This is a genomic window from Pantoea sp. NPDC088449 (assembly GCF_044753225.1).
In the GTDB taxonomy this organism is placed as follows: domain Bacteria; phylum Pseudomonadota; class Gammaproteobacteria; order Enterobacterales; family Enterobacteriaceae; genus Pantoea; species Pantoea floridensis.
In genome coordinates this window covers 113,311-127,144 of the sequence record NZ_JBIVMT010000003.1, presented here as the reverse complement: position 1 = coordinate 127,144, position 13,834 = coordinate 113,311, and the positions used below count along the sequence as shown (strand labels likewise).

Annotated in this window: 11 protein-coding genes; all 11 read left to right on the top strand. The window is 55.6% G+C overall.

Annotated features, from left to right (window positions below):
* The first annotated feature begins 1 nt into the window (after nucleotide 1).
* The 11 genes from ACIP6T_RS15115 to ftsA all read left to right on the top strand — a co-directional run bounded on the left by ACIP6T_RS15115 (nucleotide 2) and on the right by ftsA (nucleotide 13,817).
* Nucleotides 2-1,768: a peptidoglycan glycosyltransferase FtsI gene (locus tag ACIP6T_RS15115; protein WP_097094943.1), complete on the top strand. Its 1,767-nt coding sequence runs from the start codon at nucleotides 2-4 to the stop codon at nucleotides 1,766-1,768.
* Nucleotides 1,755-3,242: a UDP-N-acetylmuramoyl-L-alanyl-D-glutamate--2,6-diaminopimelate ligase gene (murE, locus tag ACIP6T_RS15110; RefSeq protein ID WP_400457993.1), complete on the top strand. Its 1,488-nt coding sequence runs from the start codon at nucleotides 1,755-1,757 to the stop codon at nucleotides 3,240-3,242. The genes ACIP6T_RS15115 and murE overlap by 14 nt, the downstream gene beginning before the upstream one ends.
* Nucleotides 3,239-4,600 (top strand): UDP-N-acetylmuramoyl-tripeptide--D-alanyl-D-alanine ligase, encoded by a 1,362-nt coding sequence (gene murF, locus ACIP6T_RS15105; RefSeq protein WP_345827271.1) that lies wholly within the window; start codon nucleotides 3,239-3,241, stop codon nucleotides 4,598-4,600. Before murE ends, murF begins: the two co-directional genes overlap by 4 nt.
* Nucleotides 4,594-5,676, top strand: a complete 1,083-nt coding sequence (gene mraY, locus ACIP6T_RS15100; RefSeq protein WP_097094940.1) for a phospho-N-acetylmuramoyl-pentapeptide-transferase — start codon at nucleotides 4,594-4,596, stop codon at nucleotides 5,674-5,676. The genes murF and mraY overlap by 7 nt, the downstream gene beginning before the upstream one ends.
* Nucleotides 5,677-5,678: 2 nt before the next feature.
* Nucleotides 5,679-6,995: a UDP-N-acetylmuramoyl-L-alanine--D-glutamate ligase gene (murD, locus tag ACIP6T_RS15095; protein ID WP_400457991.1), complete on the top strand. Its 1,317-nt coding sequence runs from the start codon at nucleotides 5,679-5,681 to the stop codon at nucleotides 6,993-6,995.
* Nucleotides 6,995-8,209, top strand: a complete 1,215-nt coding sequence (gene ftsW, locus ACIP6T_RS15090) for a cell division protein FtsW (protein ID WP_097094938.1) — start codon at nucleotides 6,995-6,997, stop codon at nucleotides 8,207-8,209. The genes murD and ftsW overlap by 1 nt, the downstream gene beginning before the upstream one ends.
* A complete protein-coding gene (gene murG, locus ACIP6T_RS15085) occupies nucleotides 8,206-9,264 on the top strand; it encodes an undecaprenyldiphospho-muramoylpentapeptide beta-N-acetylglucosaminyltransferase (protein WP_400457990.1) in 1,059 nt (352 codons plus the stop codon). Before ftsW ends, murG begins: the two co-directional genes overlap by 4 nt.
* A 70-nt stretch (nucleotides 9,265-9,334) precedes the next feature.
* The gene (gene murC / locus ACIP6T_RS15080; protein ID WP_097094936.1) at nucleotides 9,335-10,810 is read left to right on the top strand and encodes a UDP-N-acetylmuramate--L-alanine ligase; all 1,476 of its coding nucleotides are present in this window, start codon (nucleotides 9,335-9,337) and stop codon (nucleotides 10,808-10,810) included.
* A complete protein-coding gene (locus tag ACIP6T_RS15075; protein ID WP_400457989.1) occupies nucleotides 10,803-11,723 on the top strand; it encodes a D-alanine--D-alanine ligase in 921 nt (306 codons plus the stop codon). The genes murC and ACIP6T_RS15075 overlap by 8 nt, the downstream gene beginning before the upstream one ends.
* 1 nt (nucleotide 11,724) lies before the next feature.
* Nucleotides 11,725-12,564, top strand: a complete 840-nt coding sequence (ftsQ, locus tag ACIP6T_RS15070; RefSeq protein ID WP_097094934.1) for a cell division protein FtsQ — start codon at nucleotides 11,725-11,727, stop codon at nucleotides 12,562-12,564.
* Nucleotides 12,561-13,817: a cell division protein FtsA gene (gene ftsA, locus ACIP6T_RS15065; protein ID WP_007888634.1), complete on the top strand. Its 1,257-nt coding sequence runs from the start codon at nucleotides 12,561-12,563 to the stop codon at nucleotides 13,815-13,817. Before ftsQ ends, ftsA begins: the two co-directional genes overlap by 4 nt.
* Nucleotides 13,818-13,834 lie beyond the last annotated feature (17 nt).

The window sequence follows — 13,834 nt, the reverse complement described above, 5'->3', positions numbered from 1 at the left end:
AATGAGTGGCGCAGGCAAAACGCTGAAGTTAAAAAAACAAGAAGATAAGGCCAGCTTTGTAAGCTGGCGTTTTGCGTTACTGTGCGGTTGCATTTTACTGGCGCTGGGCGGACTGCTGTCGCGCGTAGCGTGGCTGCAGGTGATCAACCCCGATAAACTGGTCAAAGAGGGCGATTTACGCTCGCTGCGCGTTCAGGCGGTGCCCACAGCACGCGGCATGATTAGCGATCGAGCGGGACGTCCGCTGGCGGTAAGCGTGCCGGTAAATGCGATCTGGGCCGATCCCAAAGAGCTTCATGAGCACGGCGGTGTATCGCTGGATGGTCGCTGGAAGGCCCTGTCTGATGCCTTATCGATTCCACTGGATCAGCTCGCATCGCGAGTTAACGCCAACCCAAAAGGACGCTTTGTATATCTGGCGCGTCAGGTAAATCCAGCGATTGGCGAGTACGTAAAAAAACTTAAACTGCCGGGCATTTATCTGCGTGAAGAGTCGCGTCGTTATTATCCCGCGGGCCAGGTTACCGCGCACCTGATTGGTTTCACCAACATCGATGGCCAGGGCATCGAAGGCATCGAAAAGAGCTTCGACAAATGGCTGACTGGCGCACCAGGCGAACGTACTGTGCGTAAAGACCGCAACGGCCGCGTAATCGAAGATATCTCCTCGGTTGATAGCCGTGCGGCACATAACCTGACGCTGAGCATTGATGAACGTCTACAAGCGCTGGTTTACCGCGAACTGAATAACGCCGTGGCCTTCAACAAAGCGGAGTCGGGCACTGCGGTGCTGGTGGATGTGAACACCGGTGAAGTGCTGGCAATGGCAAATAGCCCCGCTTATAACCCGAATAATCTCAGCAACACGCCGAAAGATGTCATGCGTAACCGCGCCATCACCGATATTTTCGAACCGGGTTCCACCGTGAAACCGATGGTGGTGATGACGGCTTTACAGCGTGGCGTGGTGAAAGAAAATAGCGTCCTGAATACCGTGCCGTACCGCGTGAATGGTCATGAGATCAAAGACGTGGCGCGCTACAGCGAATTAACCCTTACCGGGGTTTTACAGAAGTCGAGTAACGTCGGGGTTTCACGTTTGGCGTTAGCGATGCCCTCCTCAGCGCTTGTAGATACTTATGCGCGCTTTGGCCTGGGTAAACCGACCAATTTGGGGCTGGTCGGGGAAAGCAGTGGCTTATACCCTCAAAAACAACGGTGGTCTGACATAGAGAGGGCCACCTTCTCTTTCGGCTACGGGCTAATGGTAACGCCGTTACAGTTAGCGCGAGTCTACGCAACCATTGGCAGCTATGGCATTAACCGCCCGCTGTCGATCACCAAAGTTGACCCGCCGGTAGCGGGTGAACGCGTTTTCCAGGAAGACCTGGTGAGAACGGTGATGCATATGATGGAAAGCGTGGCGTTGCCAGGCGGTGGCGGCGTCAAAGCCGCCATCAAAGGCTATCGCATTGCCATTAAAACCGGTACCGCCAAAAAGGTGGGACCGGATGGTCGTTACGTCAATAAATACATTGCTTATACCGCAGGCGTTGCGCCTGCCAGTCATCCTCGTTTTGCGCTGGTTGTGGTTATCAACGATCCACAGGCCGGTAAATATTATGGTGGTGCGGTTTCAGCACCGGTGTTTGGCGCCATCATGGGCGGCGTGTTACGTACCATGAACATTGAACCTGATGCGCTGCCAACGGTTGATAAGAACGAGTTGGTGAAGAATAGAAGTGAGGAATCAAGTGACAGATCGTAACCTGCGCGACTTACTGGCCCCGTGGGTGCCGGGTGCGCCGGCGCGTCCACTCCGTGACATGACACTAGACAGCCGCGCGGCGGCTTCTGGCGATCTGTTTATCGCCGTGGCGGGCCATCATGCTGATGGACGTCGTTTTATTCCGCAGGCTATCGCACAAGGCGTGGCAGCAGTCATTGCCGAGGCCGAAGGCGAAGCCAGCGATGGAGATATCCGCGAGATGCATGGCGTCCCGGTTATTTATCTGGCGCAGTTACAGCAGCGTCTCTCTGCACTGGCCGGACGCTTTTATCAGCAGCCTGCGAGCAAACTGAAATTAATTGGTGTGACCGGCACCAACGGTAAAACCACCACCACACAACTGATGGCGCAGTGGGCCAATCTGCTGGGTGAAACCGGCGCAGTGATGGGCACGGTGGGCAATGGTCTTTACGGTCAACTGGTGGCAACTGAAAACACCACCGGTTCCGCGGTAGATGTGCAACACGTTCTGAATGATTTGGTCGAGCAGGGCGCAACCCTGACAGCAATGGAAGTGTCTTCACACGGTTTGGTGCAGCACCGCGTCGCAGCGCTGCCGTTTGCCGCGGCGGTATTTACCAATCTAAGCCGCGATCACCTTGATTATCATGGTGATATGCAGGGCTACGAATCTGCCAAATGGCTACTGTTCTCTGAGCATCAGGTGGCCGAAGCCATTATCAATGCCGATGATGAAGTAGGAGGTCGCTGGCTGGCAAAATTGCCGGATGCCGTAGCGGTGACTATGGAAAATAATCTGCAATCTGGCTGCCATGGCCGCTGGCTCAAAGCCACGGCGGTGAATTACCACGATGGTGGCGCACATATTCAATTCAGCTCCAGCTGGGGCGACGGCGAGTTTGATAGCCGCCTGATGGGCGCTTTCAACGTCAGCAATTTGCTGCTGGCGCTAGCGACATTGCTGACGCTGGATTATCCGCTCGATGCGTTGGTAGCGACTGCGCCACAGTTGTTACCGGTTTGTGGTCGCATGGAAGTCTTCACCGCACCAGAAAAACCTACGGTTGTTGTCGATTACGCTCACACGCCGGATGCGCTGGAGAAAGCGTTGGAAGCCGCGCGTCTGCACTGTAAAGGTCAGCTTTGGTGCGTGTTTGGCTGCGGTGGCGATCGTGATAAAGGCAAACGCCCATTGATGGGTGCAATTGCTGAGCAATTCTCCGACATCGTGGTGATCACCGACGATAATCCGCGCAGCGAAGAGCCGATGTCCATTGTGAATGACATTCTCACCGGGCTGCTCGATCCAGGCCGTGCACGCGTAGTCGCAGGGCGTGCGCAAGCGGTGACCAACGCCGTCATGCAAGCCCGCGCGGATGACATCGTGCTAGTGGCCGGAAAAGGCCACGAAGATTATCAAATCATTGGTAACCGCCGCTTAGATTATTCGGATCGTGACACCGTCGCTCGTTTGTTGGGGGTGATGGCATGATCCCCGTTTCTCTGCAAACCCTGGCCGATATCAGCGGCGGTAAACTGCACGGTGCGGATTTAACCGTCGCCGATGTCACCACCGATACGCGTAAAGTCACCGCCGGCAGCCTGTTTGTGGCGCTGGTCGGTGAACGTTTCGATGCCCATGATTTCGCCAATGATGCCATTACCAACGGTGCGCAGGCGCTGCTGGTCAGCAAACTGTTGCCGTCTACAGTGCCGCAGGTGGTCGTGGCTGATACGCGCATTGCCTTTGGACAGCTCGCTGCGTGGGTGCGTCAGCAGGCGAACGCACGTGTCGTAGCGCTGACAGGTTCATCCGGTAAAACCTCCGTTAAAGAGATGACCGCCGCGATTCTGCGCCAATGCGGTGAAACGCTCTACACCGCAGGCAATCTGAATAACGATTTTGGTGTGCCAATGACGCTGCTGCGTCTCACCAAAGAGCATGCTTACGCGGTGATTGAGCTGGGCGCCAACCACCAGGGTGAAATTGCCTACACCACTGATTTAGTGCGTCCGGAAACGGCGCTAGTGAATAATCTTGCGGCGGCGCATCTGGAAGGCTTCGGTTCGCTGGCGGGCGTCGCCAAAGCAAAAGGCGAAATTTTTGGTGGACTGCCGGTTCACGGCACCGCGATCGTCAACGCCGACAGCAACGACCTTGCCCACTGGCAATCTCAGTTCGTGGATAAAACTTTGTGGCGCTTCTCACCGCAGCCGATGGCTGATGCTGAGTTTCGTGCCAGCGAAATCATTCTGCGTGCGGATGCCACGCTGTTCACCATGCATACACCGCGCGGCGATATTGCGGTTGAGCTGCCGCTGCCTGGGCGTCATAACATCGCCAATGCGTTAGCCGCAGCAGCGCTGGCGCTGTCGGTAGATGCACCACTGACGGCAATTCAGAGCGGGCTAAAAACGTTGCAGCCGGTTCCCGGACGCCTGTACCCGATTCGTCTGGCGGCCAATCAATTACTGTTGGATGACAGCTATAACGCCAACGTCGGTTCGATGACGGCCGCGGCGCAGGTACTGGGTGATATGCCTGGATTCCGCGTGATGGTAGTGGGCGATATGGCAGAGCTGGGTGATGAAGCGGAGTTGTGTCACCGTCAGGTGGGCGACGCAGCGAGAACCGCAGGCATTGATTGCGTATTAAGCACCGGAACGCTCAGCCAGCTGATTGGCGAAAGTAGCGGTAAAGGCGAGCATTTCGCCACTAAAGCCGCGTTGACTGAACGTTTACGCACATTGCTGTCCGAACATCAGGACATCACTATTTTGGTTAAAGGTTCACGTAGTGCCGCCATGGAGCAGGTAGTACAGAGCTTACAGGAGAAAGGAACATGCTAGTCTGGCTGGCCGAACATCTGGTCGCATTTTATTCCGGCTTTAACGTCTTCTCGTATCTGACGTTTCGCGCCATTGTCAGCCTGCTGACCGCTCTGTTCATTTCTCTGTGGATGGGTCCACGCCTGATTGCCTGGCTGCAGAAACTGCAGATTGGCCAGGTGGTACGTAACGATGGCCCAGAATCGCACTTCAGCAAGCGCGGCACGCCCACCATGGGCGGCGTGATGATCCTCACCTCCATCACCATTTCGGTGCTGATGTGGGCGTACCCGTCCAATCCTTATGTCTGGTGCGTGCTAGTGGTGCTGGTTGGCTTTGGCATCATCGGCTTTGTGGATGACTACCGCAAAGTGGTGCGTAAAGATACCAAAGGCCTGATCGCGCGCTGGAAGTACTTCTGGATGTCAGTGATTTCTCTGGCCGTCGCGTTTGCGCTGTTTATCGCTGGCAAAGATACGCCAGCCACACAGCTGGTGGTGCCGTTCTTTAAAGATGTTATGCCGCAGCTGGGTTTGTTCTACGTAGTGCTGGCGTATTTCGTGATTGTCGGTACGGGTAACGCCGTTAACTTAACGGATGGCCTTGATGGCCTGGCGATTATGCCAACCGTATTTGTGGCAGCTGGCTTCGCGCTGGTGGCCTGGGCGACCGGCAACGTTAAATTTGCTGAGTATCTGCATATTCCGTATTTACGGCACGCCGGTGAATTGGTGATTGTCTGCACCGCGATTGTCGGGGCAGGCCTCGGATTTTTGTGGTTCAACACTTATCCAGCGCAGGTGTTTATGGGCGATGTCGGCTCATTAGCGCTGGGTGGCGCGCTTGGCACCATCGCGGTGCTGCTGCGTCAGGAATTCCTGCTGGTAATTATGGGCGGCGTGTTTGTCGTGGAAACGCTGTCGGTGATTCTGCAGGTGGGATCGTTCAAGCTGCGCGGCCAACGCATTTTCCGCATGGCGCCAATTCATCATCACTATGAATTGAAAGGCTGGCCGGAGCCGCGCGTCATCGTGCGCTTCTGGATTATTTCGCTGATGCTGGTGCTGATTGGCCTGGCAACGCTGAAGGTACGTTAATCATGGCTGACTATCGGGGCAGAAAAGTCGTCATCATTGGATTAGGCATCACTGGCCTCTCCTGTGTTGATTTCTTCCTCGCGCAAGGCGTAACGCCACGCGTGATGGATACCCGTGTCTCGCCGCCGGGACTGGAAGAACTGCCAGCCTCGGTGGAGCGCTATGTTGGCGGTATCAATAGCGATTGGCTGCTGGCGTCTGATTTGATTATCGCCAGCCCTGGCATCGCGCTGGCTCATCCTGCCTTAAGCGAAGCAGCGGATGCCGGGATTGAGGTCATCGGCGATATTGAGCTGTTCTGCCGTGAAGCCCAGGCACCGATTGTGGCGATTACCGGTTCCAACGGCAAAAGTACCGTAACTACCTTGGTGGGTGAGATGGCTCGCGCGGCAGGTTGGCAGGTGGGCGTGGGCGGCAATATCGGTTTACCCGCGCTGACACTACTGAAATCACCGGCTCAGCTATATGTATTAGAACTTTCCAGCTTCCAGCTGGAAACCACGCATAGCCTGAAAGCGGCGGCGGCAACGATCCTCAATCTTACTGAAGATCATATGGATCGCTATCCGCTGGGCATGCAGCAATATCGTGCAGCCAAGCTGCGCATTTACGAAAACGCCAGCGTCTGCGTGGTCAATGCCGACGATGGCATGACCATGCCGGTACGCGGCGTCGATCAGCGCTGCGTGAGCTTTGGTATCAACCTTGGCGATTATCATCTCAATCAGCAGCAGGGCAGTACCTGGCTGCGAGTGAAGGGTGAAAAGGTTCTGAATACCGATGAGATGACGCTGGTAGGTCAGCATAACTACACCAACGCGCTGGCTGCGTTAGCATTGGCCGATGCGGTAAATATTCCGCGTGCCTCCAGTTTAAAAGCGCTTACTACCTTCACTGGCCTGGCGCATCGCTTCCAGCTGGTACATGAAGCTAACGGTGTGCGCTGGATTAACGATTCCAAAGCCACCAACGTGGGTAGCACCGAAGCGGCACTGAATGGCCTGCAGGTGAAAGGTACGCTATGGCTGCTGCTGGGCGGTGACGGTAAATCGGCTGATTTCAGCCCGCTGGCGCGTTATCTGCAAGGCGACAACGTAAAGCTGTTCTGTTTTGGCCGCGATGGCGACGCGTTAGCGGATCTCCGCCCGGAAATCGCAACGCGCACCGAGACTATGCAGCAGGCGATGATTCAGATCGCCGCTCAGGTGAAACCTGGCGACATGGTGCTGTTGTCACCGGCTTGCGCCAGCCTCGATCAGTTTCGTAATTTTGAACAGCGTGGCGATCGGTTCGCGCAACTGGCGAAGGAGCTGAGCTGATGCGTATTCCTGGTTCCGGTATAGCCAGCTATCTGTCACTTCGCTTACGCGATTGGGTGATGGGCGCGCGTGATAACGATGATGCGCCGGTGGTGCTGTATGACCGAACGCTACTGTGGTTGACCTTTGGTTTGGCGCTGATCGGTTTTGTTATGGTGACATCGGCGTCAATGCCAGTAGGCCAGCGCCTGAACGAAGATCCCTTCTATTTTGCCAAGCGTGATGCATTTTATATCGCCCTAGCATTCGGTATGGCGCTGGTGACATTACGTGTCCCAATGGATTTCTGGCAGCGCTATAGCAACGTGATGCTGATGGTTTCGGTCGTCATGCTGCTGATTGTATTAGTTGTCGGCAGCTCCGTTAACGGCGCATCTCGCTGGATTGCCCTTGGCCCGCTGCGTATTCAGCCAGCCGAGCTTTCGAAGTTAACGCTGTTCTGCTATCTCGCCAGCTATCTGGTGCGCAAAGTGGAAGAAGTGCGCAATAACTTCTGGGGTTTCTGTAAACCAATGGGCGTAATGGTGGTGCTGGCGGTACTTCTGCTGGCACAGCCGGACCTCGGCACCGTGGTGGTGCTGTTTGTTACCACGCTGGCGATGCTGTTCCTCGCCGGTGCGAAAATGTGGCAGTTCCTGGCGATTATCGGCTCCGGCATTTTTGCTGTGGTGCTGCTGATCATCGCTGAGCCTTACCGTATGCGTCGCGTCACTTCTTTCTGGAATCCATGGGAAGATCCCTTTGGTAGCGGCTATCAGCTGACGCAATCCTTAATGGCTTTTGGTCGCGGTGAGTTTTGGGGCCAGGGTTTAGGCAACTCGGTACAGAAACTGGAATATCTGCCAGAAGCCCATACCGACTTTATCTTCTCCATCATCGGTGAAGAGTTGGGTTATGTCGGTGTGGTTTTAGCGCTGTTGATGGTATTCTTCGTCGCTTTTCGCGCGATGTCGATTGGTCGCCGTGCTCTGGAGATCGATCAGCGCTTCTCAGGCTTCCTCGCTTGCTCAATTGGCGTGTGGTTCAGCTTCCAGGCGCTGGTTAATGTCGGTGCGGCAGCCGGTATGCTGCCCACCAAAGGTCTGACGCTGCCGCTGATCAGTTACGGTGGTTCGAGTCTGATCATCATGTCGACCGCCATCGTGTTTTTATTACGCATAGATTATGAAACGCGTCTGGCAAAAGCGCAGGCGTTTACCCGAGGTGCTCGATGAGTGGCAAACGGCTGATGGTCATGGCAGGCGGTACTGGCGGACACGTGTTCCCCGGTCTGGCCGTTGCCCATCACCTGATGGAACAGGGCTGGCAGGTGCGCTGGCTCGGAACCGCTGACCGTATGGAAGCGGATTTGGTGCCGAAAAACGGTATCGAAATTGATTTTATCCGCATCAGCGGTTTGCGCGGCAAAGGTGTGAAAGCGCAGCTTTTGGCACCGGTGCGCATCTTTAATGCGTGGCGCCAGGCGCGTCGCATTATGAAGAGCTGGCAACCGGATGTGGTGCTGGGCATGGGCGGTTACGTTTCGGGTCCCGGCGGATTGGCCGCGTGGAGCTGCGGCATTCCGGTGGTGCTGCATGAGCAGAACGGCATTGCCGGGCTGACCAACAAGTGGCTGGCGAAAATCGCCACCAAAGTGATGCAGGCATTTCCGGGCGCATTCCCAACGGCTGAAGTGGTGGGGAATCCGGTGCGCACCGATGTGCTAGCCCTGCCGTTACCGGCAGAGCGGCTGAGTGGACGTTTCGGCCCGATTCGCGTGCTGGTGGTCGGTGGCAGCCAGGGCGCACGCATCCTCAATCAGACCGTGCCACAGGTGGCTGCGGAATTGGGTGAAGCCATTACGGTTTGGCATCAAACCGGCAAAGGCGGGCTGGAAACCGTGCAGCAGGCTTATCGCGCCGCGGGCCAGCCGCAGCACAAAGTCACTGAGTTTATCGATGACATGGCCGAAGCCTACGCATGGGCGGATGTGGTGGTGTGCCGTTCTGGAGCTTTGACGGTTAGCGAAGTGGCTGCCGCAGGTTTACCGGCGATCTTCGTGCCGTTTCAGCACAAAGATCGTCAGCAGTACTGGAATGCGCTGCCGTTGGAAAAGGCGGGCGCGGCCAAAATTTTCGAGCAGCCGCAGTTTACTGCGTCTGTTGTAGCGGACACGCTGCGTCACTGGGATCGCACCTCATTACTGGCGATGGCAGAAAAAGCCCGTCAGGTGGCGATTCCGGATGCAACCGAGCGGGTTGCAAATGAAGTGGCGCGCGTCGCGAAGTAAATTAATCGGCCAGTTGATTTGGCCCGTACCTTAAGCGGGTACAAACGGGAAAAACAGGTAATTGAAACAGATGAATACACAACAATTGGCAAAACTGCGTTCTATTGTGCCCGAGATGCGTCGCGTCCGGCACATTCACTTTGTTGGCATCGGTGGTGCTGGCATGGGCGGTATTGCCGAGGTGTTGGCGAACGAAGGTTATCACATCAGCGGTTCTGATTTGGCGCCAAACCCCGTGACGCAGCATTTGGCCTCGCTGGGCGCAACGATTTACTTCAATCATCGTCCAGAAAACGTGACCGATGCGAGTGTTGTCGTGGTCTCAACGGCCGTAGCGCAAGATAACCCGGAATTAGTGGCCGCGCGTGAGCAGCGTATTCCTGTGATTCGCCGTGCGGAAATGTTGGCGGAACTTATGCGTTTCCGTCACGGCATTGCGGTTGCCGGAACGCACGGCAAAACCACCACTACCGCGATGGTAACCAGTATTTATGCCGAAGGCGGCCTGGATCCGACTTTCGTTAACGGTGGATTGGTTAAAGCTGCAGGTACACATGCGCGCCTTGGCAGCAGCCGTTACCTGATCGCCGAAGCGGACGAAAGCGATGCGTCCTTTCTGCATCTGCAGCCGATGGTGGCGATTGTGACCAACATCGAAGCGGATCACATGGACACTTATCAGGGCGATTTCGAGAATCTGAAACAGACGTTCATTAACTTCCTGCACAACCTGCCATTCTACGGACGCGCGGTGATGTGTGTGGATGACGCGGTGATTCGTGACCTGATTCCACGTGTAGGCCGTCAGGTCACAACTTACGGCTTCAGCGATGACGCTGACGTGCGTATTGAAAATTACGAGCAGCGTGGCGCACAGGGGCACTTCACGCTGATCCGTCAGGACAAGCCAGTGCTGAACGTCACGCTGAATGCGCCTGGCCGTCATAACGCATTGAACGCGGCGGCGGCGGTGGCGGTGGCCAGCGAAGAGGGGATTGAAGATAACGCGATTCTGGCCGCGCTGGAGAGCTTCCAGGGCACCGGACGCCGCTTTGATGTCTTGGGCGAGTTTGATACCGCCGCCGTCAATGGCAACCCGGGCAGCGCGATGCTGGTCGATGATTACGGCCATCATCCAACCGAAGTGGATGTCACCATCAAAGCCGCACGTGCCGGCTGGCCTGAGAAGAAACTGGTGATGGTATTCCAGCCACATCGTTACACGCGTACGCGTGACCTGTTTGATGATTTCGCTAACGTGCTGTCGCAGGTGGATGTGCTGCTGATGCTGGATGTTTATCCGGCCGGTGAAGCCGCCATTCCGGGCGCCGATAGCCGCTCCCTGTGCCGCGCGATTCGTAACCGTGGCAAGGTGGACCCGATTCTGGTCTCTGAGCATGATGCCTTACCAGATGCATTGGCCCCGTTGCTGTCAGGTGATGACCTGGTGATCGTTCAGGGCGCAGGCAACATCGGCAAGATTGCACGTAAGCTGGCGGAAAACGCCCTGCAGCCTGCGGTAAAAATGGAGGCGCGTCATGACTGAGAAGGTCGCAGTATTGATGGGCGGCACCTCAGCCGAACGTGAAGTCTCGCTGATGTCAGGTGCGGCGGTGCTGGCCGGACTGCGTGAAATGGGCATTGATGCGCATGCTGTCGATACGCGTGATGTGTCGGTACTGGAGCTAAAACAGCAAGGCTTTGCGAAAGCGTTTATTGCGCTGCATGGTCGCGGTGGTGAAGACGGCACCTTGCAAGCGGTGCTGGAATTCTTGCAGCTCCCTTATACCGGCAGTGGCGTAATGGCCTCGGCGATCACCATGGACAAACTGCGCAGCAAATTGTTGTGGCAGGGCAGGGGATTACCTTCAGGCAAATTTGTCTGGCTAACGCGTCAGCAATATCAGCAAGGTTTAGATGCAGATACCACCGCCGCCGTTCAGGCGCTGGGTTTACCGCTGTTTGTGAAGCCAAGCTGTGAAGGTTCCAGCGTTGGCATCAGCCGTGTGAATCATGCGGACACACTACCTGCCGCGCTGGAAGAGGCATTTCGTCACGATAACGACGTGCTGATTGAAGCGTTTCTCAGCGGCGCCGAGTACACCGTGGGCATCGTGGGTGAGCAAATTCTGCCTTCAATCAGAATTAAAACCGCCAGCGAGTTCTATGACTATGAAGCTAAATACATTTCTGACGATACTGAGTACTTCTGTCCGAGCGGTTTAAGCGCTGAGCAGGAAGCAGAGTTGCAGACGCTGGTGTGGGCAGCCTGGCGCGCGTTGGGTTGCAGCGGCTGGGGACGTGTGGACGTTATGGCTGACGGCGAGGGCAATTTCCAGCTGTTGGAAGTGAATACCTCACCAGGCATGACCAGCCACAGTCTGGTACCCATGGCGGCGAAGCAGGCGGGATACAGTTTCCCGCAGCTAGTGGCGCGTATTCTGGAGCTGGCTGACTGATATGTCTCAGGCGGCGATACGAGTACGCAATCGTGAACCTCAGGAGCGTGCGCGCTCCGGGCGTAGCAACGGTGCACGACTGTTTGGCATCGTGTTCCTGCTGATAGTGTTAGGCATTATGGTGGCGGGCGGCCTTGTGGTGCTGAAGTGGATGAATGACGCGTCGCGCTTGCCGTTATCCAGGCTGGTGGTGACGGGGCAAACCCACTACACCACGCATGATGATATTCGCCAGGCGATTTTATCGCTCGGCGCGCCTGGGACCTTCATGTCGCAGAACGTCGATATCATTCAACAGCAGATCGAGCGTTTGCCCTGGATAAAGCAGGTCAGTGTGCGGAAGCAGTGGCCTGATGAGCTGAAGATAAATTTGGTGGAGTATGTTCCGGTGGCACGTTGGAACGACTCACATATGGTTGACGCCGATGGCGTCTCCTTCAGCGTTCCGGCCAGTCACATTGGCAAAGAAACCTTGCCAATGCTTTATGGCCCGGAAGGCAGTGAAAATGAGGTGTTGGCCGGCTATCACACCATGAGTGATGTGTTAAAGGCTAACAAGTTTACCCTGAAGGTCGCGTCGATGACGGCGCGGCGCTCATGGCAATTAGTGACCAGTGACGATGTGCGCATTGAGCTGGGACGCAGCGATACCATGAAGCGTCTGAACCGTTTTATTGAGCTCTATCCGGAGCTGCAGCAGCAGGGCCAGAGTCATAATCAGCGCATTACCTACGTCGATTTGCGCTACGACTCGGGCGCCGCAGTGGGCTGGGCAGCGGCACCGATAGAGCCACAGGACAGTAATCAGCAACAGAACCAGGCACAGGCTAAACCACAATGATCAAGGCAACGGACAGAAAACTGGTAGTAGGACTCGAAATTGGCACCGCAAAGGTGTCCGCCCTGGTTGGGGAAATTCTGCCCGATGGTATGGTCAATATTATTGGGGTGGGCAGTTGCCCGTCTCGCGGTATGGATAAAGGCGGCGTAAACGACCTTGAGTCGGTGGTGAAATGCGTACAGCGCGCCATCGATCAGGCTGAACTGATGGCGGATTGCCAGATTTCTTCGGTCTACCTTGCATTATCGGGCAAACATATCAGTTGCCAGAACGAAATCGGGATGGTTCCGATTTCGGAAGAGGAAGTGACTCAGGATGATGTAGAGAACGTAGTGCATACGGCGAAATCCGTTCGCGTACGTGATGAACATCGTATCCTGCATGTGATACCGCAGGAATATGCCATCGATTATCAGGAAGGCATCAAAAATCCTGTAGGCCTTTCCGGCGTACGTATGCAGGCGAAGGTGCATCTGATCACCTGCCACAACGATATGGCAAAAAATATTGTTAAAGCCGTTGAACGTTGCGGCCTGAAAGTTGACCAACTGATTTTTGCCGGGCTGGCTTCCAGTTTTTCCGTCTTGACTGAAGATGAACGTGAGCTGGGAGTCTGTGTTGTTGACATCGGTGGCGGTACAATGGATATCGCTGTTTATACTGGCGGAGCGCTGCGTCATACCAAAGTGATCCCGTATGCAGGGAACGTGGTGACCAGCGATATTGCTTACGCCTTTGGTACACCGCCTACCGACGCGGAAGCGATTAAAGTGCGTCACGGTTGTGCATTAGGCTCGATTGTCGGCAAAGACGAAAACGTCGAAGTGCCGAGCGTCGGTGGACGTCCACCTCGCAGCCTGCAGCGCCAAACGCTGGCCGAAGTGATTGAGCCGCGTTACACCGAACTGTTGAATCTGGTTAACGACGAGATTCTGCAACTACAGGAGCAGCTGCGCCAGCAGGGCGTAAAACATCATCTGGCGGCCGGTATCGTGCTGACCGGTGGTGCGGCGCAGATTGAAGGTTTGGCAGCCTGTGCACAGCGTGTATTCCACACGCAGGTGCGCATTGGACAGCCGCTCAACATCACCGGCCTGACGGATTATGCGCAGGAGCCGTATTACTCTACGGCGGTTGGACTGCTGCATTATGGCAAAGAGTCACATATGAACGGTGATGCGGAAACGGAAAAACGTGCTTCGGTGGGCAATTGGTTTAAGCGAATCAATAGCTGGCTGAAGAAAGAGTTTTAATTTTTGAAAAAGGAGAT

What these genes read in the sequence shown, in the direction of transcription:
- ACIP6T_RS15115 (WP_097094943.1), top strand. Translation starts at nt 2, where the DNA reads ATGAGTGGCGCAGGCAAAACGCTGAAGTTAAAAAAACAAGAAGATAAG.
- murF (WP_345827271.1), top strand. Translation starts at nt 3,239, where the DNA reads ATGATCCCCGTTTCTCTGCAAACCCTGGCCGATATCAGCGGCGGTAAA.
- mraY (WP_097094940.1), top strand. Translation starts at nt 4,594, where the DNA reads ATGCTAGTCTGGCTGGCCGAACATCTGGTCGCATTTTATTCCGGCTTT.
- murD (WP_400457991.1), top strand. Translation starts at nt 5,679, where the DNA reads ATGGCTGACTATCGGGGCAGAAAAGTCGTCATCATTGGATTAGGCATC.
- ftsW (WP_097094938.1), top strand. Translation starts at nt 6,995, where the DNA reads ATGCGTATTCCTGGTTCCGGTATAGCCAGCTATCTGTCACTTCGCTTA.
- murG (WP_400457990.1), top strand. Translation starts at nt 8,206, where the DNA reads ATGAGTGGCAAACGGCTGATGGTCATGGCAGGCGGTACTGGCGGACAC.
- murC (WP_097094936.1), top strand. Translation starts at nt 9,335, where the DNA reads ATGAATACACAACAATTGGCAAAACTGCGTTCTATTGTGCCCGAGATG.
- ACIP6T_RS15075 (WP_400457989.1), top strand. Translation starts at nt 10,803, where the DNA reads ATGACTGAGAAGGTCGCAGTATTGATGGGCGGCACCTCAGCCGAACGT.
- ftsQ (WP_097094934.1), top strand. Translation starts at nt 11,725, where the DNA reads ATGTCTCAGGCGGCGATACGAGTACGCAATCGTGAACCTCAGGAGCGT.
- ftsA (WP_007888634.1), top strand. Translation starts at nt 12,561, where the DNA reads ATGATCAAGGCAACGGACAGAAAACTGGTAGTAGGACTCGAAATTGGC.